27 protein-coding genes are annotated in these 22,980 nt (G+C 69.5%); 16 read left to right on the top strand and 11 right to left on the bottom strand.

Annotated features, from left to right (window positions below; translation table 11 throughout):
- Positions 1 to 31 precede the first annotated feature (31 nt).
- Positions 32 to 880 carry a helix-turn-helix transcriptional regulator gene (locus tag MMF94_RS33710; RefSeq protein ID WP_241041490.1) on the bottom strand — a complete coding sequence of 283 codons (849 nt, stop codon included), beginning with the start codon at positions 878 to 880 and terminating at the stop codon, positions 32 to 34.
- Positions 881 to 1,090: 210 nt separating this feature from the next.
- Between MMF94_RS33710 and MMF94_RS33705 the strand changes: the two genes are divergently transcribed.
- The 4 genes from MMF94_RS33705 to MMF94_RS33690 all read left to right on the top strand — a co-directional run bounded on the left by MMF94_RS33705 (position 1,091) and on the right by MMF94_RS33690 (position 4,765).
- Positions 1,091 to 2,194, top strand: coding sequence for an LLM class flavin-dependent oxidoreductase (locus MMF94_RS33705; RefSeq protein ID WP_241041489.1), 1,104 nt, complete (start codon positions 1,091 to 1,093; stop codon positions 2,192 to 2,194).
- Positions 2,191 to 2,808: an FMN reductase gene (locus MMF94_RS33700; protein WP_241041488.1), complete on the top strand. Its 618-nt coding sequence runs from the start codon at positions 2,191 to 2,193 to the stop codon at positions 2,806 to 2,808. The genes MMF94_RS33705 and MMF94_RS33700 overlap by 4 nt, the downstream gene beginning before the upstream one ends.
- A 130-nt stretch (positions 2,809 to 2,938) precedes the next feature.
- Positions 2,939 to 3,781 carry an alpha/beta hydrolase gene (locus MMF94_RS33695; RefSeq protein WP_241041487.1) on the top strand — a complete coding sequence of 281 codons (843 nt, stop codon included), beginning with the start codon at positions 2,939 to 2,941 and terminating at the stop codon, positions 3,779 to 3,781.
- A gap of 6 nt (positions 3,782 to 3,787) precedes the next feature.
- Positions 3,788 to 4,765 (top strand): GlxA family transcriptional regulator, encoded by a 978-nt coding sequence (locus tag MMF94_RS33690; RefSeq protein WP_241041486.1) that lies wholly within the window; start codon positions 3,788 to 3,790, stop codon positions 4,763 to 4,765.
- A gap of 7 nt (positions 4,766 to 4,772) precedes the next feature.
- On the opposite strand, the gene MMF94_RS33685 is transcribed toward MMF94_RS33690, so the two are convergent.
- The 3 genes from MMF94_RS33685 to MMF94_RS33675 form a co-directional block, all read right to left on the bottom strand.
- Complete coding sequence (locus tag MMF94_RS33685; RefSeq protein ID WP_241041485.1) at positions 4,773 to 5,564, bottom strand: MBL fold metallo-hydrolase; 792 nt, start codon at positions 5,562 to 5,564, stop codon at positions 4,773 to 4,775.
- Entirely contained in the window at positions 5,561 to 6,400 is an 840-nt protein-coding gene (locus MMF94_RS33680; RefSeq protein WP_241041484.1) for an alpha/beta hydrolase, read from the bottom strand. Before MMF94_RS33680 ends, MMF94_RS33685 begins: the two co-directional genes overlap by 4 nt.
- Positions 6,401 to 6,603: 203 nt before the next feature.
- Positions 6,604 to 6,843 (bottom strand): helix-turn-helix domain-containing protein, encoded by a 240-nt coding sequence (locus MMF94_RS33675; protein ID WP_241041483.1) that lies wholly within the window; start codon positions 6,841 to 6,843, stop codon positions 6,604 to 6,606.
- 180 nt (positions 6,844 to 7,023) lie between these two features.
- Here MMF94_RS33675 and MMF94_RS33670 point away from each other — a divergent pair, with 180 nt between their 5' ends.
- The gene (locus MMF94_RS33670; RefSeq protein ID WP_241041482.1) at positions 7,024 to 7,932 is read left to right on the top strand and encodes a haloalkane dehalogenase; all 909 of its coding nucleotides are present in this window, start codon (positions 7,024 to 7,026) and stop codon (positions 7,930 to 7,932) included.
- A 6-nt stretch (positions 7,933 to 7,938) separates the two neighbouring features.
- Here the strand turns inward: MMF94_RS33670 and MMF94_RS33665 are convergent, their stop codons facing one another.
- Positions 7,939 to 8,499 carry a GrpB family protein gene (locus MMF94_RS33665; protein WP_241041481.1) on the bottom strand — a complete coding sequence of 187 codons (561 nt, stop codon included), beginning with the start codon at positions 8,497 to 8,499 and terminating at the stop codon, positions 7,939 to 7,941.
- 70 nt (positions 8,500 to 8,569) lie between these two features.
- Positions 8,570 to 9,079 (bottom strand): helix-turn-helix domain-containing protein, encoded by a 510-nt coding sequence (locus MMF94_RS33660; protein WP_241041480.1) that lies wholly within the window; start codon positions 9,077 to 9,079, stop codon positions 8,570 to 8,572.
- Positions 9,080 to 9,146: 67 nt separating this feature from the next.
- Here MMF94_RS33660 and MMF94_RS33655 point away from each other — a divergent pair, with 67 nt between their 5' ends.
- Both MMF94_RS33655 and MMF94_RS33650 read left to right on the top strand, forming a co-directional pair.
- The gene (locus MMF94_RS33655) at positions 9,147 to 10,475 is read left to right on the top strand and encodes an MFS transporter (protein WP_241041479.1); all 1,329 of its coding nucleotides are present in this window, start codon (positions 9,147 to 9,149) and stop codon (positions 10,473 to 10,475) included.
- Positions 10,476 to 10,970: 495 nt separating this feature from the next.
- On the top strand, positions 10,971 to 11,567 hold the full coding sequence (locus tag MMF94_RS33650; protein WP_241041478.1) for a TetR/AcrR family transcriptional regulator: 597 nt from the start codon (positions 10,971 to 10,973) through the stop codon (positions 11,565 to 11,567).
- 45 nt (positions 11,568 to 11,612) lie between these two features.
- On the opposite strand, the gene MMF94_RS33645 is transcribed toward MMF94_RS33650, so the two are convergent.
- On the bottom strand, positions 11,613 to 12,830 hold the full coding sequence (locus MMF94_RS33645) for a M23 family metallopeptidase (RefSeq protein ID WP_241041477.1): 1,218 nt from the start codon (positions 12,828 to 12,830) through the stop codon (positions 11,613 to 11,615).
- 84 nt (positions 12,831 to 12,914) lie between these two features.
- Between MMF94_RS33645 and MMF94_RS33640 the strand changes: the two genes are divergently transcribed.
- The 3 genes from MMF94_RS33640 (at position 12,915) to MMF94_RS33630 (ending at position 14,193) form a co-directional block, all read left to right on the top strand.
- On the top strand, positions 12,915 to 13,373 hold the full coding sequence (locus tag MMF94_RS33640) for a nucleotidyltransferase domain-containing protein (protein ID WP_241041476.1): 459 nt from the start codon (positions 12,915 to 12,917) through the stop codon (positions 13,371 to 13,373).
- Entirely contained in the window at positions 13,370 to 13,798 is a 429-nt protein-coding gene (locus tag MMF94_RS33635; RefSeq protein ID WP_241041475.1) for a VOC family protein, read from the top strand. Before MMF94_RS33640 ends, MMF94_RS33635 begins: the two co-directional genes overlap by 4 nt.
- A 104-nt stretch (positions 13,799 to 13,902) precedes the next feature.
- Positions 13,903 to 14,193, top strand: a complete 291-nt coding sequence (locus MMF94_RS33630) for a DUF1330 domain-containing protein (protein WP_241041474.1) — start codon at positions 13,903 to 13,905, stop codon at positions 14,191 to 14,193.
- Between the two features lie 36 nt (positions 14,194 to 14,229).
- Here MMF94_RS33630 and MMF94_RS33625 read toward each other — a convergent pair whose 3' ends face one another.
- Complete coding sequence (locus MMF94_RS33625) at positions 14,230 to 14,970, bottom strand: class I SAM-dependent methyltransferase (RefSeq protein ID WP_241041473.1); 741 nt, start codon at positions 14,968 to 14,970, stop codon at positions 14,230 to 14,232.
- A gap of 100 nt (positions 14,971 to 15,070) precedes the next feature.
- Between MMF94_RS33625 and MMF94_RS33620 the strand changes: the two genes are divergently transcribed.
- Together MMF94_RS33620 and MMF94_RS33615 are read left to right on the top strand one after the other, a co-directional pair.
- A complete protein-coding gene (locus MMF94_RS33620) occupies positions 15,071 to 15,424 on the top strand; it encodes an ArsR/SmtB family transcription factor (RefSeq protein WP_241041472.1) in 354 nt (117 codons plus the stop codon).
- A gap of 3 nt (positions 15,425 to 15,427) precedes the next feature.
- Positions 15,428 to 15,913, top strand: a complete 486-nt coding sequence (locus tag MMF94_RS33615; RefSeq protein ID WP_241041471.1) for an SRPBCC family protein — start codon at positions 15,428 to 15,430, stop codon at positions 15,911 to 15,913.
- A 197-nt stretch (positions 15,914 to 16,110) separates the two neighbouring features.
- Here the strand turns inward: MMF94_RS33615 and MMF94_RS33610 are convergent, their stop codons facing one another.
- Positions 16,111 to 16,485, bottom strand: coding sequence for a DUF6223 family protein (locus MMF94_RS33610; protein WP_241041470.1), 375 nt, complete (start codon positions 16,483 to 16,485; stop codon positions 16,111 to 16,113).
- 325 nt (positions 16,486 to 16,810) lie between these two features.
- Between MMF94_RS33610 and MMF94_RS33605 the strand changes: the two genes are divergently transcribed.
- Both MMF94_RS33605 and MMF94_RS33600 read left to right on the top strand, forming a co-directional pair.
- Positions 16,811 to 17,989 carry a sensor histidine kinase gene (locus MMF94_RS33605; protein WP_241041469.1) on the top strand — a complete coding sequence of 393 codons (1,179 nt, stop codon included), beginning with the start codon at positions 16,811 to 16,813 and terminating at the stop codon, positions 17,987 to 17,989.
- Between the two features lie 25 nt (positions 17,990 to 18,014).
- The gene (locus MMF94_RS33600) at positions 18,015 to 18,689 is read left to right on the top strand and encodes a response regulator (protein WP_241041468.1); all 675 of its coding nucleotides are present in this window, start codon (positions 18,015 to 18,017) and stop codon (positions 18,687 to 18,689) included.
- Positions 18,690 to 18,715: 26 nt separating this feature from the next.
- On the opposite strand, the gene MMF94_RS33595 is transcribed toward MMF94_RS33600, so the two are convergent.
- Entirely contained in the window at positions 18,716 to 19,327 is a 612-nt protein-coding gene (locus tag MMF94_RS33595; RefSeq protein ID WP_241041467.1) for an antibiotic biosynthesis monooxygenase family protein, read from the bottom strand.
- A 266-nt stretch (positions 19,328 to 19,593) separates the two neighbouring features.
- Between MMF94_RS33595 and MMF94_RS33590 the strand changes: the two genes are divergently transcribed.
- Together MMF94_RS33590 and MMF94_RS33585 are read left to right on the top strand one after the other, a co-directional pair.
- Positions 19,594 to 20,163 (top strand): TIGR03086 family metal-binding protein, encoded by a 570-nt coding sequence (locus MMF94_RS33590; RefSeq protein WP_241041466.1) that lies wholly within the window; start codon positions 19,594 to 19,596, stop codon positions 20,161 to 20,163.
- A gap of 278 nt (positions 20,164 to 20,441) precedes the next feature.
- Positions 20,442 to 21,341 (top strand): EamA family transporter, encoded by a 900-nt coding sequence (locus tag MMF94_RS33585; RefSeq protein WP_241041465.1) that lies wholly within the window; start codon positions 20,442 to 20,444, stop codon positions 21,339 to 21,341.
- 203 nt (positions 21,342 to 21,544) lie between these two features.
- Here the strand turns inward: MMF94_RS33585 and MMF94_RS33580 are convergent, their stop codons facing one another.
- The gene (locus MMF94_RS33580) at positions 21,545 to 22,951 is read right to left on the bottom strand and encodes a mercuric reductase (protein WP_241041464.1); all 1,407 of its coding nucleotides are present in this window, start codon (positions 22,949 to 22,951) and stop codon (positions 21,545 to 21,547) included.
- Positions 22,952 to 22,980 lie beyond the last annotated feature (29 nt).

The following is a 22,980-nucleotide window of genomic DNA, read 5'->3' as shown; positions in this document are numbered from 1 at the left end:
GATCGTGTGACGGGCGCCGAGGCGCCCGTGGTCAGTCGCGGGTCGGCGTGAGGTCCTGGTCGCCGATCACGCGCAGCAGGCTCAGCTTCTCGGCCGTGGCACTCCCCGGGGGCGGCGTGAAGACGAGCAGCGTCTGGTCCTCGGCCGGGGTCAGCAGCGTCTCGCTGTCCAGCTCGATCAGCCCGATGCTCGGGTGCAGCACGCGCATCCGGCTGCGCCTGCGGACGGCGACCTCGTGCCGGTCCCACAGCTGCGTGAACTCGTCGCTGGCCGCGCGCAGCCGCCGGACGAGCCCGGCCGCGGTGGCGTCGGTGCCCCGACGGGCGACGGCGGCGCGCAGGTCGGCGACATGGATGCGGCTGAGGTACTCGTGCTCCTCAGGTGGGTGGGCCGCCCGCACCGCCGGGTCGGTGAACCATCGCACCACGACGTTGCGGGACTCCTCCCGCTCCGAGCAGACGGACCCGAACAGGAACCGGGCCATCTCGTTCTGTGCGAGCAGGTCGCCGAGATCGCCGAGGATCTGCGCGGGCGTGCCGACCAGCGCGTCGAGCAGATGCATCAGGCCGGGCCGGACGTGGTCGCCTGCTGCCCGCCCGGCCGGGACCGGATGCCCCGCCAGGACGAACAGGTGGTCGCGCTCGTCGTCGGTGAGCCGCAGTGCACGGGCCAGCGCCGCGAGCACCTGCGGTGACGGCTGCGAGCTGCGCTGCTGTTCGAGCCGCATGCAGTAGTCGGCGGACACCCCCGCCAGCTGCGCGACCTCCTCCCGGCGCAGGCCCGGCGTGCGCCGCCGCGGGCCTGCCGAGAGCCCGACGTCCGCCGGGCGCAGCTGCTCCCGGCGGCGGCGCAGGAAGTCGGCGAGCTCGGGGCGGTCCATGTCCCGAGCATCGCCTGTTCACCGCTCCCGTGCCACGGAGAGCCGCTCCTAGCCTCCGGGCATAACCGGCGCCCTCGGCACGTTCACCTCGTCGCAGTGATTGCCGATGCAACAATCTGGAGGCGGCTCGACCCTCAGGGCATACGCGAGGAGCCCTCAGAGTTGATAAGAGTAAGTGACTATTCAAGTTTCAACGACCGGAGGTAGGACATGCAGCTCGGCATCTTCTCGGTCGGGGACGTCACCCCTGACCCGACGAACGGCCGCACGCCGACCGAGGCGGAGCGGATCAAGGCGATGGTCGCGATCGCGCTGAAGGCCGAAGAGGTCGGGCTGGACGTCTTCGCGACCGGCGAGCACCACAACCCGCCGTTCGTGCCGTCATCACCGACGACACTGCTCGGCTTCATCGCCGCGCGCACGAAGCGGCTCGAACTCTCGACGGCGACCACGCTGATCACCACGAGCGACCCGGTGAAGATCGCCGAGGACTTCGCGATGCTCCAGCACCTCGCGGACGGCCGGGTGGACCTCATGCTCGGCCGCGGCAACACCGGCCCCGTCTATCCGTGGTTCGGCCAGGACATCCGCAACGGCATCCCGCTGGCCGTCGAGAACTACGCGCTGCTGCGCAGGCTGTGGCGTGAGGACGTGGTCGACTGGGAGGGCCGGTTCCGCTCGCCCCTGCAGAGCTTCACCTCGACGCCGCGGCCGCTCGACGACGTGCCCCCGTTCGTCTGGCACGCCTCGATCCGCAGCCCCGAGATCGCCGAGCAGGCGGCCTACTACGGCGACGGTTTCTTCCACAACAACATCTTCTGGAACAAGGAGCACGTCCAGCGGATGGTGGCGCTCTACCGCACGCGCTTCGAGCACTACGGCCACGGCTCCGCCGACCAGGCCGTCGTGGGACTGGGCGGGCAGGTGTTCATGCGGAAGAACTCCCAGGACGCCATGGCCGAGTTCCGCCCGTACTTCGACAACGCGCCGGTGTACGGCCACGGCCCGTCGCTCGAGGACTTCACGGACCTGACGGCGCTCACGGTGGGCAGCCCGCAACAGGTGATCGAGAAGACCCTGTCCTTCCGCGAGATGGCCGGCGACTACCAGCGCCAGCTGTTCCTGATGGACCACGCCGGGCTGCCGATCAAGACGGTGCTCGAGCAGCTGGACATCCTGGGTGAGGAGGTCGTGCCGGTGCTGCGCCGCGAGTTCGCCGCGCTGAAGCCTGCCGGCGTCCCGGACGCCCCGACGCACGCGAGCCTCCTGGCGGCGGCCGCGTCCGAAACGAAGAACGAGGAGGTCGTTGCATGACACGCCGCACGATCGCCGTGGTGAGCGCCGGGATCAGCGTCCCGTCGTCGACCAGGCTGCTCGCCGACCGGCTCGCCGCCGCCACCGTGTCGGCCCTGCGCGAGCGCGGGGTCGACACGGAGGTCGACGTGATCGAAGTGCGCGACCACGGCCACGAGCTCGTCGACAACGTGCTGACCGGGTTCCCGAGGCCAGAGCTTCAGGCCGCCTTGAAGGCCGTGGCCGACGCGGACGGCCTGATCGCCGTCACGCCGACGTTCTCGGCGTCCTACAACGGGCTGTTCAAGATGTTCTTCGACGTGCTCGACTCCGAGTCGCTCATCGGGAAGCCGACGCTCATCGCCGCCACCGGCGGCACCGGGCGCCACTCCCTCGCGCTGGAGCACGCCGTACGCCCGCTGTTCGCGTTCCTGCGCGCGATGGTCGTGCCGACGTCGGTGTTCTCGGCCCCCGAGGACTGGGGCGCCGGTGACCGGACCGCCCAGTCGCTGGACCAGCGAATCGCGCGGGCAGCCGGGGAGCTGGCCGAGATCGTCGCCGCCCGCCCGGCGCAGAAGGCGGCGGACCCGTTCCTCGAGCCGACCCCGTTCGAGCAGCTCCTGAACGGCTCCTGACCCGGCAGTCAGGTCCGAAATGGACGATCGCGGAGTTTCACCCGCGGCTCCTGGTCAACCTGGGAGCCACGGCCCTACGATCCGCCGCCTGAGGATCTCGGAACACACCGGGGCCGGACAGGAGACGACGATGACCGGGCTCACCGAGCGCGAGCGGCACGAGATCGCCCGCGCCAACGAGCTGGGGTTGCCACCGGTGGTGTTCGTCCACGGGCTCTGGCTGCTGTCCAGCAGCTGGGACCGGTGGCGCTCACTGTTCGAGGAGAACGGGTACGCGGCCATCGCACCCGGCTGGCCGGACGACCCGGACAGCGTCGAGGAGGCCCGGAGAGATCCGGAGGTCTTCGCCCACAAGATGGTCAGGTATGTCACCGACCACTACCTCGATGCGATCAGCGCGCTCGGCCGCCGGCCCGCGGTCGTCGGGCACTCGTTCGGCGGGCTCATCGCGCAGCTGATCGCCGGGGAGGGCGGGTCCGCCGTCACCGTCGCGATCGATCCGGCCCCGTTCCGCGGGGTGCTGCCGCTGCCGGTGTCGTCGCTCAAGTCGGCCTCGCCCGTACTGGGCAACCCGCTGAACATCGGACGCGCCGTCGCGTTGACGTTCGAGCAGTTCCAGTACGGCTGGGCAAACGCCCTGCCCGAGGACGAGGCCCGGTCGCTGTACGAGGAGTTCCACGTGCCCGCGTCCGGGGTGACGCTGTTCCAGGCAGCGACCGCGAACCTCAACCCGTTCACCGAGGTGAAGGTCGACACCCACAACCCCGACCGCGGTCCGCTCCTGATCATCTCCGGCGAGAAGGACAACACCGTGCCGTGGGCGATCTCGAACGCGAGCTTCAAGCAGCAGCAGAAGAACCCCGGCACCACCGAGATCGTGGAGATGCCCGACCGCGGCCACGCCCTCACGATCGACCACGGCTGGCGTGAGGTGGCGGAGAAGGCGCTGGAGTTCGTCAAGCGGCACGGCTGACGGCCGATGCGGACGGTCGCGCTCCTCGCGTACGACGGGGCCCAGGTCCTCGACCTGATGGGCCCGGCCGAGGTGTTCTACGTCGCCGACCAACTGGCGGGCGGCGGCATCTACGGCGTTCACATCGTCTCGGCGGACGGGCGCGACACCGTCAGCGCCTCCGGTCTCCGGATGGGCGTCGCTTCGTCGCTCGACGATCTCGACGGTCCCATCGACACGTTCCTGATCCCCGGCACACCCCACTGGGCGCGCCTGATGGAGGACGAGCCGCTCCTCGCCGTGCTCCGCAGCGGGGCGGCCCGGGCCCGGCGCGTGGCGGCCGTCTGCGCCGGTGCGTTCCTGCTGGGTTCCGTCGGCCTGCTGGAAGGCAGGCGCGCCACGACCCACTGGCTGTTCCTCGACGACCTCGCAGAGCGCTTTCCCGCCACCACCGTGGAACGCAACCCGATCTTCGTGGGCGACGGGCGGGTGTTCACCTGCGCGGGCGTGACCGCCGGGATCGATCTCGCGCTGGCTCTGGTCGAAGCCGACCACGGCCCCGACCTCACCCGGCAGGTGGCCCAGTTCCTCGTGGTCTTCATGCAGCGTCCGGGCGGGCAGGCCCAGTTCAGCGTCCGCATGCGAACGCAGCCACCCGCCCGGTCACCGCTGCGCGAGATCCTCGACGCCATCGTCGCCGACCCGGCGGGCGACCATCGCGTCGCGGTGCTCAGCGAACGGGCCGGGTTCAGCGAGCGTCACCTCGCCCGTGTGTTCCTCCGCGAGCTCGGCATCACCCCGACCCGCTACGTCGAGCAGGTACGGGTCGAGGCCGCGCGCATGCTGCTGGAGGCATCGGACGCGCCGCTCGACACCATCGCGCGGCGGGCCGGGATGAGCTCGACGGAGGCGTTGCGACGCAGCTTCACCCGTGAGATGGGCACCACGCCGCACGCCTACCGGCAGCGCTTCCGCACGACCGGGGTGGCCGAGGGCACCGTGTGAACCGGGCTCACGAGGCGACGTCCACCCCCTCGCCGAGGGGCAGCCAGCGCAGCCGACGCCGGAGATCCTCCGGCGCACCGGCGAACTCGCGATCGACGGCGTCCCGGCCCTGCGCGAAGTGCGCCCACCCCTCGTAGTGCACGGGCACGGCGGTGCGCGGCCGCACCAGGCGCACCGTCTCGACCGCCTGCTCAGCCGTCATGGAGTAGCGCACCGGCCCCGTCACCGGGAACCGCACGCCCCCGAGGTGCAGGAGCGCGATGCCGACCCGCAACCGGTCGGCGACCTGACGCACCCCGTCGTAGAGCACCGTGTCGCCCGAGATCCACAGCACCCCGTGCTCCTGACCGTCGAAGCGGAGGGCGAAACCGATCACGTCACCCACGATGATGCGGCTGGCCGGCGGGCCGTGGCGGCACGGTGTGGCGGTCACGTCGATCGTCGGCCGTCCCACCGCCTCGAGCCGGGTGGTCTCCCACGGCCGCAGACCGTGGGCACCCCCGCCCAGCCGCCGTGCCCCGGCCACGGTCGTGAGGACCCTGCCCGCCGACGGGAGCAGCGCACGCCCGGCGTCGTCCAGGTTGTCACCGTGGTGGTCGTGACTGAGCAGCACGGCGTCGATCGGCCCGAGGTCCGGCGCCGCGATCGCCGGTCCGGTCAGCTTCCGCGACGACGTCCCCCAGCCGAAGGCGTACCGGCGGCCGGGGGCGTCGAAGGTGGGATCGGTGAGCAGCCGCCAGCCGTCGATCTCGATCAGGGCGGTCGGCCCACCGATGTGGGTGATGCGAACTCCGGTCATGCCGTGGTCGTCGCTCCAGCGACCCGCGCGGTGGCGTGCCGGACGGCCCAGGCCAGGGCGTAGTCGGCGATCTCCTCCCACCCCTGCTGGGCGGGCAGCAGGTGCGACTTGCCGCTGAACTCCACCACCTCGGTGACCGTGTCGGACTTGTAGTGCTTGGCGTTCGACCACTGCACCTTGGGCGGCATGAGGTGATCCTCGGTGCCTGCGACGAACAGCAGGGGCGCACGCCGGTCGTTGTGGTAGTCGACCCACGTGCCCTGGTGGCCCGGCTGCAGGTTGGCGAGCGCGGACTCGAAGAGGATCGAACCGGAAGCAGGGATGTGGTAGCGCTCGTAGAGCGCCTTCGACTCCTCTTCCGTGAAGGTGTTCGTGAACGCGTAGTGCCACTGCTCGTGGGTGTAGCCGACGGCCTTGTGCCGGTTGGCGGGATTCCCCAGCACAGGGAACGTCGCCTTGATCTGGCTCAGCGGGACCACGGGCACGCCCTCGGTGGGGGCCGAGTTCAGCGCCACCCCAGCGGCGCCGAAGCCGTGGTCGAGCAGGATCTGCGTGAACGCGCCGCCTGCCGAGTGGCCCATCAGGATGGGTGGCGAGTCGAGGTCACCCACCACCGACTCGAGGTGCTCGACGATCCCCGGGATCGTCGCGGCCTCGATCGGGGACGGGTCGGCGTTGAGCGCCTCGACCTCCACCTCGTAGCCCGGGTAGGCGGGTGTGATCACGCGGTATCCGCGCTGCTCGTAGCGGGTGATCCAGTGCTCCCAGCTCCGGGGGGTCACCCAGAACCCGTGAATCAGCACGATGGTGTCCGGGGCCGTCGACTCGCTGCTCAAGATCGTCCTTTCGCCGAGTTACCGACACGGAGCATCGGGCCGGCAGCCGGAGCGGACAAGGACACGAAACCCCCGTTTACGGACATTTCACGCATGCCCCGAGCCCAGGGATCTCACAGAGGGCTCGCCGCCCACACATCGGTGACACGCCGCTTGCGCGACACGGCGTGGTGGGAGCGAGGCGACCGACGGCCCACCGCGGCTCAGGCGTAGCCCAGGACCCTCAGGTAGGCACTGAAGGCCGGCCGTGGCGGGATGATCCTGCCCGCTTCGAACTCGGCGACGTCCCGTTCGCTGACGCCCGCGCGAGCCGCGAGCTCGGCGGCACTGACGTGCTTGATGGTCCGCAGCTCACGCAGGACGCGACCGCAGTCGTCGGCATCCTCGGCAGCGGTGACGTCAGCGGAGGCAACGCGCTCAGGGTATCCGTGGCGCGCTTTCATAAGCTCTCCTTTCGACGGTCCAGGTCGGACGAACGACGGCAGTCGGGGGTCTGCCGCGCCGCGTGGCACTCTGCCGCATGCCGTTCGCAATTGCCAGTCCTGCCCGGTCCTCAGCACACTGCACGTCGCCGTACGGCCAACGCGGCAGGACCCCACAGGTACGCCGCGTACTGTCATTTCATGCGATTCCTGAGAACGCCGGACGAAAGTTTCTCCGACCTGTCCGGTTTCGACTACGTGCCCGAGTACGCCACCATTGTCGACGCGGCCGGCGGATCGTTGCGAATGGCGTACGTCACGGCCGGCCCGACTACCGGTCCCGTGGTTGTCCTGCTCCATGGCGAGCCCACCTGGTCGTTCCTCTACCGGTCGATGCTCCCGGTGCTGGTCGACGCCGGGTTCCGCGTGATCGCACCGGACCTCGTGGGCTTCGGCCGCTCCGACAAACCCGCCGAGCAGTCCGACCACACGTTCGAACGGCACGTCCAATGGCTCTCCGCACTGCTCTTCGAGGCCCTTGACCTGCGCGATATCTCCTTGCTGGGCCACGACTGGGGCGGCGCCTTCGGCCTGGGCCTGGCGGCCGAGGACCCGGGCCGATTCTCCCATCTCGTCATGTCCAACACCGGCATCCCCTATGGCCACACGGAGATGCCCCAGCAATGGTGGGACTATCGGCGGACCATCGAGACCTCCCCCGACCTCCGCATCTCCGGACTCATTTCCGAACTGGTGCAGAAACCATTACCGTCGGCCGCTCTCGCCGCATACGACGCCCCGTTCCCCGACGATTCGTACAAAGCCGGACCGCGCGCCATGCCCGCACTGGTGCCGACCACTCCCGATCATCCGACCGCCGCAGCCGCACAGCGGATCTGGACGGTTCTTTCCGAACTGCACATACCCCTGCTCTGCGCCTTCAGCGACGGTGAGGTGTTCACCAAGCCCATGGCTGCCGGGATGATCGAGAACTTCCCCGGAGCGGCCGGGCACGATCATCCCGACATCCCGGGGGCCGGTCACTTCGTGCAGGAAGACGCCGGGCCGGTGCTTGCCAGGGCCGTCATCGAGTTCGTTCGGAAGTACTGACGGTGCCTACTCCTGCCATCCGCCACGCACGAGGATCTCGCGGATGACGGGCCATTTCGCCTCGGCGTAGTAGTTGACGTCGGGCCACTCCCGTTCGGCGAGCTTCCGCTTCGTCCTCTCGTAGAGATCGCGGTCGGCATCACTCGCACGGAGCCGATCGCGAAAGATCAGGTACTTGCGGACCTCGTCGTCCTCCGGGGGATAGCAGTGCAGATTCACCTGATCGTCCGGATCACCGATGCGCAGGCACCGATGACCGTGCTCGCGGACCCGCAGTTCATAACCCGCGGCCTCGAGATCGGGGATGAAGGCCTGCTCGTCGTCCGGATCGTCGATGCCCACGACGATGTCGATGATCGGCTTGGCCGCGAGACCGGGCACCGAGGTGGAGCCGACGTGCTCGATGAGCCGGGCCCGGTCACCGAGGATGTGACGCAGCTCCGCCGCGCGGGCGGCGAATCGAACGGGCCACTGCGGGTCGTAGTCGACGATCACGACCCGGGTCGGGCGCAGGCCATGCACGAGCATGGAGCCGAGGACGTCATCGGTGAGTGCTTCGCGGGACATCGGTGCAACCTCTCGATAGGCAGCGGGCCAACGTAGCGCCGCGCCCGGAGCGTGATCAATCGCGATTGCGTCAGTCGCGGTCGGGATCGGGATGGATGGCCACGAACACCGACCACGGCCGTCCGTGCGGGTCGGGGGAACGCGCGGCGAACTCGTTCAGCACCTCGTCCAGGCGCCGCAGGAGGTCGGCGTGGCCCGCGGCGTCGAGCCGGAGCCCGAGCCGCGACACGGATAGATCGTCCTCGCCGACACCGGACGTGGTCTCCAGGAACGCCTCGATCATCGGCCGGCTCGACCGGTGGTCCTCCAGCATCCACGACTTGCGCGTGGCGCGGTACGGCACCGGCCGCGACCCGCGGGGACCCTCCTGGACCGGGAGCGCTTCGAGGAAGCCCGTGGCCGTGAGAGTGCGGACGTGGTGCAGGACGCTCGCCGGAGGACGACCCAACCGCTCGGCCAGCTGGGCGTTGGTCATCGGTTCGTCCAGACACATCCGAAGGATCCGCAACCGCAATGACGAGGCCAGCGCCTTGGCCTCGGCGTCCGTAGCGGGCCGGCGGCCGAGATCGGAAGGGTCCACAAGACCACGGTAGCGTTGCGAAGGTAACTGATTGACTTTTCCCAATCGGTTACTGAACATCACTTGGGTGATCCCGGCCGAACCCGCCGCCCCGTCGCGGCTCGCCCGCTGGTACCGCACCAGCCTCGTCGGCCACCCCGCGGGCCGGGACTTCCGGCAACTCTGGATCGGCGACACGATCAGCCAGGTCGGCACGCAGATCGGCACGATCGCGCTGCCACTCCTGGCGGTGTCCGTCCTCGGTGCGGACGAGTTCGAGATGGGTCTGCTCGCGACGTTCCAGCACCTCGCCTTTCTGGTCGTCGGTCTGCCCGCAGGCGCATGGGTGGACCGGATGCGCAAGCGCAACGTGCTGATCGCCGGCGACCTCGTGCGCGGTGTCGCACTGCTGTCGCTGCCACTCGCATGGCTGGCCGGGGTGCTCACGTTCCCGCTCGTGCTCGCGGTCGCGACCGTCATCGGCGTCGCCACGGTGTTCTTCGACGTCGCCTACCAGAGCTACCTGCCCTCGCTCGTGCCGTCGTCGCGCATCAGCGAGGGCAACGCGAAGCTGCAGGTCTCGCACTCCGTGGCGCAGGTGGCGGGGCCGGGGCTCGGCGGCGTGCTCGTCCGTGCGCTCGGAGCACCTCTGGTGATCCTGGTGGACGCGGTCTCCTTCCTCGCCTCGGCGGTGTTCGTCCTGCGCATCCGGCACCGGGACGAGCGCGCGCCCGGAAACGATCGCCGCGCCCTGCACGTGGAGATCGGCGAAGGGCTCGGGTTCGTCTTCCGGCAGCCCTTGCTGCGCCGCATCGTCGCGACCACGGGCGCGTCGAACCTCTTCGGCGGCATCAGCAACGCGCTGCTCGTGCTCTACGCGATCCGCGACCTCGGCGTGGGCGAAGCCGGCCTCGGTCTCGCACTGAGCGTCGGCGCGATCGGCGGGCTCGCAGGCGCCCTCCTCGCCGGGCCTCTGATCAGGCTCGTCGGCGAGGGCCGCACGATCGCCCTCGCCCTCCTGCCCGGCCTGCCCGCGCTCGCACTCGTCCCGCTGGCCGCCGGCCACTCCCGTCCGGTCGCGATCGCGATGCTCGCGGCGTCGACCGCCGTGGTCGGCGTCGGCATCGTGGTCTACAACGTCGCCCAGGTGTCGTTCCGGCAGCGCCTGTGCCCGCGGAGGTTGCTGGGCCGGATGAACGCCTCCGTCCGCTTCGTCGTCTGGGGAACGATGCCGGTCGGGGCGTTCCTCGGCGGGATCATCGGCAGCGAGTACGGAGTGCTCACCGCGTTCTGGGTCGGAGTGGCAGGCCAGGCGCTCGGCGCCCTTCCGGTGTTGCTCAGCCCGCTCGTGCGCATGCGCGACCTGCCGAGACACCTCGACGAGCATGCCGACACCGAACCGGCGCCGCAGAGCTGACCAGGCGCTCCTTCGTCACACCGCCGCCGTGACCCTGACCTGCGCGTCGCCCGATCGACACCTCAGAGTCGTCCGGCGGCACCCGGCGAGTGCCTGACGACGAACTGTGGGCCGTCACGCGCGCGGCGGTGAACACCTTCCTGCACGCCTTCGGCGCCGAGCCCGCATAGATCGCACGTGCTGGTCCTTGTCTGAGACCGTCTCAGCATTGCGCCCGTCACCTTCGGCCGGGTCGTCCACCAGGTCCGTCCCACCGACAACGGCTTGCTCGGCCACCCGGATCACCTCGATCTGCGGCCTTTGTCCGTGGCTGCCCCTCCCGGAAACCGCGCGCCTATGGCCGAACCCGGCATGGAAGCGCTGCGCGTCGCTCTGCCGCATCACTGCGCCGCCGAGATAAATGATCTCGCGTCGTTTCTCCCCGCCCTTTGGCGAGGAGTTCAACGGCATGCCGTGACCCCGCTACCGCGATAGTTTTGCCTGAGGAGGAAAAACATGAAGCCGCTGCCGACAACAGAACGCGGACGTCGCACCCGCATGGCGATCGTCTCGGCGGCGGCGAAGCTCATGTACGAGCGAGGGCTTGCCGCGCCGTCGATGGACGACGTCCTGGCGGCGAGCGGCGCGGGGAAGTCACAGCTGTATCACTACTTCGGCGGCCGGCAGGACCTCCGTGTGGCCGTGCTGCACCATCAGTTCGATCTCGTGATGGCTGGGCAACCGGCGCTGCGCGACCAGACATGCGACGACATCCGCCGCTGGCGCGACGAGGTGCTGGCCGCCCACCGATCGAACGGCCTCGGCCCCTGCCCTCTCGGCACCTTCGTCGGCCAGACCGACGGCGACCAGATGCTCCAGGACACGCTTGCCGGCCTGTTCGCACGATGGCAGGACGCGATCTCCCGGCTCGTGGCACGCGCGCAGCGCACCGGCAGGCTCGATCCGGACACCGACCCTTCCATGGCCGCTCTCTCCCTGCTCACGGCGTTGCAAGGCGGCATCATGCTCTCTCACCTGAGACGTGACCCGGCGCCGCTGGAGGACTCCCTCGACGCCGCCATGAGCCCCCTACTGCTCCGCACCTCGCAGTGATCCCGGGCGGGCGGGGGGAAAGACGCAGCGACGTCGCGAGGATGGTCAGCGGCATCCCACCGTGCCCGGGAAGGACACGACGTCGAGACCGAGTGGCAGCTCGTCGTGGCGCGGTCCGGTCACCGCGGTGTCGATCGGTACAGGCTGACTGGCGTCGATGAACTTCTCGGCCTGGTCGAGCGGCGGGAACTTGCCCGACAGCGTGAACTCATCGATGACGTAGGGCAGGCCGTCGCCTGCCAGCGTCGGCGCGTCCGCGATGTGGAAATGCAGGTGTGGCCCGCTGGACGAGCCGGAGTTGCCGAGCTCGCCCAGTTTCTGCCCCCGGCACACCCGGTCACCGGCTCTCACCGCGACGGAGCCGGCTTTGAGATGGTCGAAGCTGGCGTAATGGCCGCCGCCGAGATCGACGATCACGTGGTTGCCCTCGGCCTCGTCGAGTCCGACCGGCTTCGGCTGATTCGGAACCTGGTCGGGGAATCGGTCCACCGCCTGCACGACGGCGCCGGGGGCGACGGCGATCACCGGCGCGCCGTAGAACACCCAGCTCGTGTTGACGTCGGGGTCGCCCACGACGAGTCGCCCCTGGACGTCGGAGCCGTTCCAATCGATCGCGAAGCGCTGAGCCAGCGAGAGCTCACCGTCCACCGGCTGCAACGCGCGCCGGTGCGGCCCGTCGCAGCAGCTGCCTGCAGCGATCCAGCCCGGTCCGACCAGCGGTGGCCCGACGACGAGTGGTGGCCGCCGGTCGACCTCCGTCGGCCTGCTCGTGTAGGTGATGGAGCCCGGTACCGGCAGACCGGGCGGAACGGTGACCGTGATCCGGTGCTGGATCGATGCCGGAATCGCACCGGGCCCGGGCACCGGAATCGCCATCCAGACCACACCCATCGCCGACGCCGGAATCGTCGTCGTGGGAGGCGTCGTCGGTGCCAGCAACGACGTCGCCTCGGTGAGGGCCGATCCGGACAGGCCGGCGATCGGCCTCTCCGCACCGGTGGCCAGAACGTCCACGCCCGTCACGGTGACGGGCACCGGGAACCCGTTGAGCAGCTCGAGTTCGTAGACGAGCAAGGAGGTGCCATCTCCACCGGTGAACCAGCGGGGCGGCGACGGGACCGACGGAACCAGCGGCGTGTACACGTCGTCGGCGATCACCGGCGGCGCCGTCGCGGGCGGGGCCGTGTTCACGCAGGCAGCGAGCAGCACGCACAACGCGGCCCCGGCCGCGGAGGTGATGCGCCTGCGCATCGAATGCGACATCACTTCTCCTCACTCCAACTGGTGGTGATCACGGCTCCACGAGAGAGTCGAGCCCCTGCCGCGCACGCGCTCTACGGTCACGACATGCACGTCACGGACGAACGGAGGGCCGAAGTCCACCGCGTGCTCTCCGGGGTACCCCGCTGGGCGATGCACCGACCCGATGTCAGAGCGGTCGGGCTGTGCGGTTCGTGGGCTCGGAACACCCAGCGAATGTCGTCGGACGTCGATCTCGTCGTTCTCACCGAATCCCCCGAGCTCTACGTGGACGACGAGGAGTGGCTGCACGACTTCGGGAGCCCTCATGTCGTACGCACGCAGCGGTGGGGTGTCCTCACCGAGCGGCGCGTCCGACTCGGCTCAGGTCTGGAGGTCGAGTTCGGCTTCGCCCACCCGACATGGGCCGCACTCACCCCGGTGGACTCCGGCACTCGCGCCGTCGTGACCGATGGCCTGCAACCGCTGTACGACCCGGCCCTTCTCCTCGCCGAGGTGGTGGCGGCGTGCGCGGCCGCCCCTGGTCCAGGAGGCCGTCCCGCGTGATTCTTGGCAGCCGGTTGTTTGCCGTGACTCTCGATTGCCCTGATCCCCATGCGCTGGCCCGCTTCTACCGAGAAATAGTGGGCGGCGACCTCCGATCGTCCAACGATGACTTCGTCGTGCTCAGCGGAACCGACAGCGCATTGCGGCTGGACTTCCAACGGGTGCAGAACTCCGAGCCCATCCCGTGGCCGGACCCGGCCGCGACTCGGCGGCTACACCTGGACTTCGTCGTTGACGACCTTGATGAGGCCGAGGCGCACCTGTGCTCGATGGGCGCTCGCCGCGCAGATTCGCAGCCCGGCGGCGATCGCTTCCGAGTGCTGATCGACCCCGCAGGGCATCCGTTCTGCCTCGCCACCGCTCAGGCAGCATCGACACCGAGCGGCCAGGTGCCTGAAGTGGATACGGGCAGGCAAGCCGTCTGAGATCGAGGCGCCGACGGCGCGCCCCAGGCCTTCCTCCTCGCACGAAGTCGCGACCAGCGACCACACTGGGGATGCAGGCAGTCGATCGAGAGCCGAGGAGCGACGTGACCGCTTATGTCGTGGTGGAGATCCAGGTGCACGACCCGGAGCTGTACGAGCAGTACAAACCCATCGCGGCGAACTCGATCGAGCTGTACGGCGGACGGTATCTCGCTCGGGGCGGCGAGACCGAACTGCTGGAGGGCGACGCGTCGCCAGGGAGGATCGTCATCCTCGAGTTCCCCGACGCGGCCACAGCACGTCGCTGGTACCGGTCGGCCGAATACGCGGAGGCGCTCAAGATCCGGGAGCGAGCCTCCGTCGGCCGCTTGATCGTGGTCGAGGGACTCGCCTGACAACGCCACCAGGTGCACACCGGCGCGGCCTTCGACCTATCTTCGCGGGACGGCGTTGATCCACAGAAAGAGCGGCATGCGTTCCCATCGCGCCCGAGCCGGGTCGCGCCCGTTGAGATGAGCCGGGCGGGGCTCTCGCAGTGATGTGATGGCAAGTCCCGCGGCCTGGAGGGCGGCGACGTAGTCCTCCAGGGGGTACGACCACCCGGCGAAGTGCATGGTGCGCCCCGCTCGTGATTCCGTGCCGATGAAATGGCTACGCCCGAAGTAGGTACCGGGGACCACGAAAGGGGCGTCGGGCTCGGCGTCGGCGAAGGATCCGCGGTCGACGAAGGGGTGGACGATCGAGATCGTCAGGACGCCGTCATCGGCGAGCACGCGCGCGGCTTCGGCCACCGCCGCCGGCATGTCCGGCACGTCCATCAGCATGTTGTAGGCCACGACTCGGTCGAACGCGCGGTCCTCGAACGGGAGCGAGGTCGCGTCGGCGACCATGTAGCGCTGCTCGGAGCCTGCCGCTTCCGCCGCGGCGACGAGGCTGGGCGAGATGTCGGTCGCGGTGACGTGATGGCCCAGCGCGGTGAGATCGCGGGCGATCCGGCCCTCACCGCAGCCGATCTCCAGCGTGGCGACGCCCGGTCCGGGCAGGAACTCCCGGAAGGCCTCGCGGTAGTACCAGTAGGCGTCGTGCTCGGGTGCGCGGGCCCAGTCCGTCCACTCGTTCGCGACGTGTTCCCAGTGTCGTGCTGCGTCGTGTTCCGCCGGCCGATCGATCATGCCGACAGCGTTCCCGCGGGCGACGAACCGCCGCAACCAGATCGACCGCTGGGACCTTGACCCTTGACAACGTACAACCGATTAGTTGTATATTTTCCTCGTGACCGAGACCGACGAGGAGCGGGCCGACGCCCTGTTCCACGCACTCGCCGACCGGACCAGGCGCGACATCATGCGCAGGGTGCTGGCCGGTGAGCACTCGGTCTCAGCCCTCGCGGCGAAGTACGAGATGAGCTTCGCCGCGGTGCAGAAGCACGTCGCCGTCCTGGAGAAGGCCGGCCTGCTCACCAAGCGGCGCAACGGTCGCGAGCAGCTGGCCAGCGGCGACGTGTCGGCAGTGCGGTCCGTGGCGTCCATGCTCACCGAGCTGGAGCAGGTCTGGCGTGGCCGCATCGCACGCATCGACGAGCTGATCGCATCCGACACCACAACCCCCACCGACCGGGAGGACTGAACAATGCCCGTCACCGACGTCAAGCACGACCTGGACAGCCGCACCCTGACCATCACCGCCGAGTTCGACGCCCCCGTGGAGCGGGTCTGGCAGATCTACGCGGACCCGCGCCAGCTGGAGAAGGTGTGGGGCCCGCCGACCTACCCGGCGACCTTCGTCGATCACGACCTCACCCCCGGCGGCCGGGTCACCTACTTCATGACCAGCCCGGAGGGTGAGAAGTTCGCCGGGTACTGGAAGGTCACGGCCGTCGACGAGCCGCGGAGCTTCTCGTTCGAGGACGGGTTCGCCGACCTCGAGTTCAACCCGAACCCCGACCTACCGGTCGCCTCGAACGTCTACACCTTCACCGAGCACGACGGCCGCACGCGCGCGACCTACGCGGGTACGTACGCCACCGCGGAAGACCTGCAGAAGGTGCTGGAGATGGGGGTCATCGAGGGTGCCAGCGGGGCGATCAACCAGATCGACGAGTTCCTCGCCTCCTGAGGCGACAGGCCGCGGCGGCCGGAATCGATCGGGGACCACCCGGTCGGACGGCCGCCGTGGCCTTAGGCGGGCGGGCCCAGGAATGTACCTACCTGAATCCGAATATCTCGCCGGCAATCCGGCGGATTTGTACTCGCGCCATTTTCGCAGCATCGACGTCGACACGGCGCTACCCGTAGCGGCCGCGTATGGCCGGGTCAGGCGGTGCGGCGGGAGCGGGCCAGCGCCAGCCCGCCGATGACCATGCCGATCAGCCCCAGCGCCAGGGCCACGATGGCCCCGGCCAGCCCGTTGCCGGTGCCGAGACCACCGGCAGAGTTGGCCATGTGCAGCCCTCCGACGACCGCGCCGATCAGGCCCAGCACCAGGGCCACGATGGCACCGTTTCGCCCGTTGCCGACGCCGGTGCGACCGGCGGAGCGGGCCAGCGCCAGTCCGCCGACGACCACGCTGATCAGCCCCAGCACGGCGGCCACGGTGGGCACGGTTCGCCCGGAGCCGATGTCGTAACCACCAGCGGCGACGGAGACCTGCACGGCCGCCGGTGTGGCGAGCAATAGACGGACGGACATCGAGAATCCCTTCGGTCGAATAACGAGGAGCGGCAGCGTAGGTACCGGGAATCGTTCTTGCGGTTACACCTGATCGGTCGCGCGGTCGGCGCGATGATGCATGAGTGAGAGCGATGGTGATTGCGGGGACGGCATCTGCGCATCGGGCGACGGTCGTCTTTCCCGGCTGATGCCCGCGGGGTACGGTCAGCCGCCGGTAGTAGACGCTCTCAACCGGTGCGGTAGTACCGAGACACCGCGCCCGGTGGATGCGCACCCCGGCGGCACCCGAGAACATGGGGCCGGGCGACGGGTGCGCGGATCGAGGGCGGGAATGGTCAACACCATGCGTGAGGCCGTGCGTCTCGACACGCGGTTGCCGGTGGTGGCCGACGCGAGTCTCGGCGCTTGTGTGGCGGTGGGATTCCTCGCCGCCGCGTTCGCCGGGGTCGACCCGCTAGTGGCGAACACCCGCCCGCTCGACGCCGGAGCGGTGGCACTGGGCGCAACGGTCGCAGCGGCGGTCGCGGTGCGCCGCCGCTACCCGATCGCGTCGGTGGTCGTGCTCAATGCGGTCCCCCTCGTCTGGTTCCTCGGCGCCTATCCCGGGCGTCTGATCACCCTGGCCCCGCTGATCGGCTGCTACACCCTCGCGGTTCATCGCGGGTGGCGGTGGGGCCTCGCGGGCGCCGCGTTCACCGCCTTGATCCAGATCGTCGCGATCCGGGTGGTGCTCGGCGACGCCGAGACCGCCGGCGTGGTCCCCTTCGCGGTGCTGCTGGCGGCCACTGCGGGCAGCGCAGGCGCGGCCGCGGGGTACTACCGGGCGGTTCTCGCGGCCACCCGCGCCCAGCTCGCCCGGGAGATCCAGACACACGAGGAGCGGGCGCGCCGACTCGCAGCCGAGGAACGACTGCGCATCGCACGCGAGCTGCACGACGTCTTCGGGCATGCCATGGCCACGATCAGTGTGCAGGCCGGGGTAGGTCTGCACGTCATCGAACAGCGCCCCGGGCAGGCCCGCGAGGCACTCGCCGCGATCAAGAAGATCTGCGACGACGGCCTCACCGACGTCACGACCATCCTCGGCATCCTGCGCACCGACACCCCGGCGGTGGAGGGGGAACCGCGCGCGCCCCGGGGCGGGCTCGACCGCCTCGCCGACCTGCTCCACACCGCCGAGGCCGCGAACCTTCGGGTGGAGCTGAACGTCGAAGGCGACCCGCGGCCGCTGCCCGCCCCCGTCGATCTGGCCGCCTACCGGATCATCCAGGAAGCGCTGACCAACGTGCTCCGCCACGCCGAGGCCCGCACCGTCGAGCTGGCGCTGACGCACGAACCGTCGCGGCTCCTCATCCGGATCCGCAACGACGGGCCCACGACCAGCACGGACACCGCGGGCGGGCACGGCATCGACGGCATGCGCGAGCGTGCCCGCGCGCTGTCCGGCCGGCTCACCGCCGCTCCCCACCCCGACGGCGGCTTCGAAGTACACGCCGAGTTACCCATCCCGCACCCGCGATGATGTCGTCGTGCGCCCGAGCCACCCGATGACCGATCCCATTCGCGTGCTCATCGCCGACGACGAGGCCCTCGTGCGGGGTGGCTTCCGGGTACTCATCGAGACCGAGCCCGGCATGATCGTGGTCGGCGAAGCCGGCGACGGAGCCACCGCGGTGGAGCTGACCCGGCAGACCCGTCCCGACGTCGTTCTGATGGACATCAGGATGCCCGGCGTCGACGGGCTGAGCGCCACCCATCAGATCGCTGCCGACCCCGATCTCGCCGGCGTCCACGTGCTCATCCTCACCACTTTCGACCACGACGAGTACGTCATCGACGCGCTCAGCGCCGGCGCCGCAGGCTTCCTGATCAAGAACACCGAACCGGTCCAGTTGCTGCGCGGCATCCGTGTGGTCGCCGGCGGCGAAGCCCTCCTCTCCCCGGGGCTGACCCGGAGGCTGATCGCCCAGCTCACCGCCCGAAGCAGGACCCCACGAATCGATGCCCGCGCGATGGCCGAGCTCACCACCCGCGAAAGGCAGATCGTCGGGCTGGTCGCCCAGGGACTGAGCAACACCGAGATCGCTACGACGCTCACCATCAGCCACGCCACCGCCAAGACCCACGTCAGCCGCGCCATGACCAAGCTCAGCGCCCGCGACCGCGCTCAATTGGTGGTCCTGGCATACCGGCACCGGCTCGTCGAACCACCGGCCCCATGACCGCCGGCAGGGGTCTCGGGCTCGTCTCAGTCGAGCCGCACCGACGTACGGATCACGGTGCAGTTCTCGACGTCGAGGAATTGGACGCCGGCGTGTTCGGTCGCTCGGGCCCGCAGCTGTTCCGCGACGGGCCAGAAAGCGTCAGCAGCCGTCAGGTTCTCCCAGCTCGAGACGACCATTCCGTGGCCGGTGTCGCGGTTGAACAGCAACTGGAAGCTGCACAGACCATCGGCGCCCTTGACCCGGGGCACTGATCCCTCGCGCATGTTCGTGATCGCCTCGTCGACCCTGGCGGGTTCCACCAGGAATCGTGAAAGCCGTAACAGGGCGCCCCTGGCCGGGATGGAATGCCGGAAGCCTGCCACCACCTCGTAGCGCTCGATGCTCATCTCGGCGCCGGCCATGTCGGCGGCACGCTCCCGCGATTCGGCAAGTGCGGACTCCGCGGTTGTCATCGATTCGCGGCTGTCCCAGTAGGACGCGCCGATCAGGAAGCCGCTGGCGGGATCGGCAGCTACCCCGAAACCAACGTTGCCCGGTGTCGCTTCGACGGCGGCCCTGACCTCGCCGTCCACGTACTCGATCGCGGCCTCGATCTTGTCGCGATCGCCTCGCAGCGTGGTGTATCGAGCGAACATGTCGGTGTCCCTTCTCTGTTCGTCCCCCCTCCGACCGAGCGAAACGGAAGTGTTCGGCTGCGCACGTCTCGTCAGGCTCTACGAGATGCGTGGCCGGACCAGCGTGCTCGCGGCGACGGGGCCTCACAAGGGCCCGGATCGGGGGTCACCCGGCGTCGTCGTCTCCGACCGATGAGTTGAGCACGGCGCCGTGGTCGTTTCTGTGACAGCACGCGAACGGGCGTCGCCCGTCGCACCCATCGGCCCACTTCAAGGGAGACGACGTCGTGATCGCGAACCAGACCCCCGCCGACGAGTACCGCGAGATCTCCGACCGCTTCACCAAGCTCGTCGAGGGTGTGCCCGACGATGCGACGTGGAACCGCCGGTCCCCTGTCCCCGAATGGACCGCCCGCGACGTCGTGAGGCACCTCGTCGAGTGGTTCCCCGGATTCCTGGCCGACGGCGCGGACGTCACCCTGCCGCAGGGGCCCAGCGTCGACGAGGACCCGGTGGCCGCATGGCGCACCATGAGCGATGGCGTCCAGGTCGTGCTCGACGACCCCGCCTCGGCGGACAAGAAGCTGGTCAACCGCCACATCGGCGAGGTCGAGCTGCCCACGGCGATCGCGCGCTTCTTCACCAGCGACGTGTTCATGCACAGCTGGGACCTCGCCCGGGCCACCGGTCAGGACGAGACCCTCGACCCCGAGCGCTGCGCAATGCTGTTGGAAGGGATGCAGCCCCTCGACGACCTGCTGCGTTCGAGCGGGCAGTACGGGCCCAAGGTCGACGTCCCCGACGACGCCGACGTGCAGACCAAGATGCTCGCCTTCATCGGCCGCGACCCCCGCTGAGGGTCGCTCACGCAGGAACCGAGGCGTTTCTGACCAACGGGCGGCGGGCGGCGTATTCGCCGAGTAAGGTCACGGGCAGCATGTGGTTGCGCCTAGGGTTCCGCCTGCTGCCTGCCTACCAGCCCACAATCAGGGTGGTCAGGGTCTGGACCGAGCGGCGCCACGGCCGCCCGACTGTCGGGTCGGGGCCGGTCGACACCTGACGGGATAAAAACCCCGAGGGCTCCGTGTTCGACGTGCCCATCTTCGGATGGCACCGACGCCAAGGAGCCTCTTCGGTGGCCACTGTTGTTCCTGTCCTGCCCCTCTCGACTGCTGTGCTGGCCCTCGGCGGTGGCCCCGGGCTGTCCGCCGGAGTCGTCGCGCTCACGTTATTGGCCGCGGTCCTGCACGCGGTGTGGAATGCCGTCGCCCACGGCGCGCCCGACCGTCTCGTGGGGTTCGCGCTGATCGGAGCGGCCTACGTTGTGATCTGCGGGGTCGCCGTGCTGATTCTGGGCCTGCCGCCCGCCGCGGCATGGCCCTTCATCCTGGCCTCGGCCGTCATTCACGTGGTCTACAACCTGCTGCTGTGGGCGAGTTACCAGCTCGGCGAATTCAGCCACGTCTACCCGGTGGCGCGCGGGACCGCGCCGTGGGTGGTCGCGATGATCGAGATGGCGCTGGGTCACGTCCCGCCTGTGGTCCAGTTGGCCGGGATCGCGGTGATCTCCATCGGGCTGATCAGCCTGGCGCTCGACGGAGGCCGTCTCTCACGCTCGTCGTTGCCCGCGCTGGGCGCCGCGGTGGCCACGGGGGTCTGCATCGCCGGCTACACCGTCGTCGACGCCGCGGCGGTCAGCACAACACCGGTGCTGGTCTACGCGGCATGGATGTTCCTGCTCCAGGGCCCGGTGATGCCGGCGATCGCGCTGGTCCGCCGGAAGAAGGGCCTGTTCACCCAGGCCCGACCGGTAGTGATCGCGGGCCTCGGCGGCGGGGTGATGTCGCTCGCGGCCTACGGGTTGGTGCTCGTAGCCCAGACCAGCGGGGCGACCGCGGCCATCGCGGCGCTGCGCGAGACCAGCATCGTTGTCGGAGCCATCATCGGCACGGTCTTTCTCGGCGAGCGCTTCGGGGTCGGTCGTGCCGCCGCCGCTGCGGTGGTCGCGGCCGGCATCGTCTTGGTCAACGTGTGAAGGGGCCGACCGCCAAGCGCATATACCGCAGCAGTGCGGCGCCGCCGAGCGAGGCGGACGTCGGCGGCGAGGTCACCGCGCGCGGTGCGCGGACGACCCCATGGAAAGGGCGCAGCCCCTCGATGATGTCCCCGGGCGAGCGTTCTTACACATTCCTCTCGACACTGACGGCCCGGGCCACTACTCGCCTGGAGGCGAATACGTCATTCTGAGACAACCTCATGGTCGTCGAACATCGCGAAGAGAGAGTTGAGGCCTTCCGCCAGCAGCGGGTGCGCGAAGATCGCGTCCGCCATGGCGGTGTGGGCGAGCTTTCCCAGCATGGCGACCTGGATCATGCTCATGATCTCGCCGCCCTCACTGCCGAGGACCGCGCAGCCCAGGATCTGCCCGCTGTCCGCGTCGACGACGGCCTTCATGAAGCCGCGCGTCTCCCCGGTCTCGATGGCCCGGATCACGGCGCTCATCGGGAGCTTCGCCACCCGGATCGCGCGTCCCTGGGCCCTGGCCTCGCGCTCGGTCATGCCGGCGCGGCCGAGCGGCGGGTCGATGAACATCGTGTACGGGACGATCCGGTCCCGTGTGCTCGCCTTCCCATGCTCGATGAGGTTGGCGTGCAGGATGCGGTAATCGTCGTAGGAAAGGTGGGTGAAGGCCGGACCACCCTTGATGTCCCCCATCGCGTAGACGCCGGGGACACTGGTTTCCAGGTACTCGTCGACCTCGATGAAACCGCGGTCGTCGAGACGTATGCCGGCCGCCTCGGGGGTGAGCGCCTCCGTATTCGGGACGCGACCGATGGCGGACAGCAGGTGCGTGCCTTCGAGTTGTCGCTCACCGTCCTCCGTGCGAACCGTCAGCCGCAGGTGGCCGCCGTCGCCCCGTTCGACCCTGACCGGCCTCGACGAGGTCAGGACCGCGATCCCGTCATCGCGCATGATGGCGGCGACCTCGTCCGAGACGTCCTCGTCCTCGATCGTCATCAGGCGCGCGGCACTTTGGACGATGGTGACCTCGCTGCCGAACCGGCGGAACATCTGCCCGAACTCCAGCCCGATGTAGCCGCCGCCGACGACGATCAGGTGCTCCGGGACCTCGTCCAGCTCCATGATCGACGTTGAATCGAGCAAGGGAACCTCGTCCGCGCCGGTGATCGCCAGCGGCCTGGGCCGGGTGCCCGCATCGATCACCACCACCGGCGCGCTGATCTGCCGTGTCCCGCCTTCCGTCAAGGCGATCTCGACCGTCTTCGGCCCCGTGAAATGGGCCTCGCCCTCGATCAGGTCGAGCCCGTCCTGCGCCAGGCGACTCGCATAGTTCTGCCGCGCGCCGGCGACCATGGCCCGTTTGCGCTCGCGCACCGCGGCCAGGTCCACCGATACCGGACCGATACGCACGCCGTACTCCGCGCCGCGGCGCGCCTGGTGGGCGAGGCGCGCGCTGGCGACCATCGTCTTGGTCGGGGTGCACCCCGTGTTGACGCAGACGCCGCCGAGTCTGCCTCGCTCGACGAGCGCCACCTTCCGACCCGCCTTCGCCAGCTCGGCGGGGAGAAACCGGCCGCCCTGGCTGGTCCCTATCACGATCGCGTCGTAGTCCTCATCGGCCATTGCGTCTCCTCCCGTGTCCTCCGGTCGCG

It is taken from the genome of Pseudonocardia alaniniphila, assembly GCF_022524485.1.
In the GTDB taxonomy this organism is placed as follows: Bacteria; Actinomycetota; Actinomycetes; order Mycobacteriales; family Pseudonocardiaceae; genus Pseudonocardia; species Pseudonocardia alaniniphila.
This window is presented reverse-complemented; position numbering and strand designations above follow the sequence as displayed.

Coding starts and splice junctions, on each gene's coding strand:
- MMF94_RS33610 (WP_241041470.1), bottom strand. CDS start 16,485: ATGTCCGTCCGTCTATTGCTCGCCACACCGGCGGCCGTGCAGGTCTCC.
- MMF94_RS33710 (WP_241041490.1), bottom strand. CDS start 880: ATGGACCGCCCCGAGCTCGCCGACTTCCTGCGCCGCCGCCGGGAGCAG.
- MMF94_RS33685 (WP_241041485.1), bottom strand. CDS start 5,564: ATGACCGGAGTTCGCATCACCCACATCGGTGGGCCGACCGCCCTGATC.
- MMF94_RS33705 (WP_241041489.1), top strand. CDS start 1,091: ATGCAGCTCGGCATCTTCTCGGTCGGGGACGTCACCCCTGACCCGACG.
- MMF94_RS33595 (WP_241041467.1), bottom strand. CDS start 19,327: ATGTTCGCTCGATACACCACGCTGCGAGGCGATCGCGACAAGATCGAG.
- MMF94_RS33580 (WP_241041464.1), bottom strand. CDS start 22,951: ATGGCCGATGAGGACTACGACGCGATCGTGATAGGGACCAGCCAGGGC.
- MMF94_RS33690 (WP_241041486.1), top strand. CDS start 3,788: ATGCGGACGGTCGCGCTCCTCGCGTACGACGGGGCCCAGGTCCTCGAC.
- MMF94_RS33650 (WP_241041478.1), top strand. CDS start 10,971: ATGAAGCCGCTGCCGACAACAGAACGCGGACGTCGCACCCGCATGGCG.
- MMF94_RS33615 (WP_241041471.1), top strand. CDS start 15,428: ATGCCCGTCACCGACGTCAAGCACGACCTGGACAGCCGCACCCTGACC.
- MMF94_RS33605 (WP_241041469.1), top strand. CDS start 16,811: ATGCGTGAGGCCGTGCGTCTCGACACGCGGTTGCCGGTGGTGGCCGAC.
- MMF94_RS33695 (WP_241041487.1), top strand. CDS start 2,939: ATGACCGGGCTCACCGAGCGCGAGCGGCACGAGATCGCCCGCGCCAAC.
- MMF94_RS33700 (WP_241041488.1), top strand. CDS start 2,191: ATGACACGCCGCACGATCGCCGTGGTGAGCGCCGGGATCAGCGTCCCG.
- MMF94_RS33625 (WP_241041473.1), bottom strand. CDS start 14,970: ATGATCGATCGGCCGGCGGAACACGACGCAGCACGACACTGGGAACAC.
- MMF94_RS33600 (WP_241041468.1), top strand. CDS start 18,015: ATGACCGATCCCATTCGCGTGCTCATCGCCGACGACGAGGCCCTCGTG.
- MMF94_RS33665 (WP_241041481.1), bottom strand. CDS start 8,499: ATGTCCCGCGAAGCACTCACCGATGACGTCCTCGGCTCCATGCTCGTG.
- MMF94_RS33640 (WP_241041476.1), top strand. CDS start 12,915: ATGCACGTCACGGACGAACGGAGGGCCGAAGTCCACCGCGTGCTCTCC.
- MMF94_RS33675 (WP_241041483.1), bottom strand. CDS start 6,843: ATGAAAGCGCGCCACGGATACCCTGAGCGCGTTGCCTCCGCTGACGTC.
- MMF94_RS33645 (WP_241041477.1), bottom strand. CDS start 12,830: ATGTCGCATTCGATGCGCAGGCGCATCACCTCCGCGGCCGGGGCCGCG.
- MMF94_RS33670 (WP_241041482.1), top strand. CDS start 7,024: ATGCGATTCCTGAGAACGCCGGACGAAAGTTTCTCCGACCTGTCCGGT.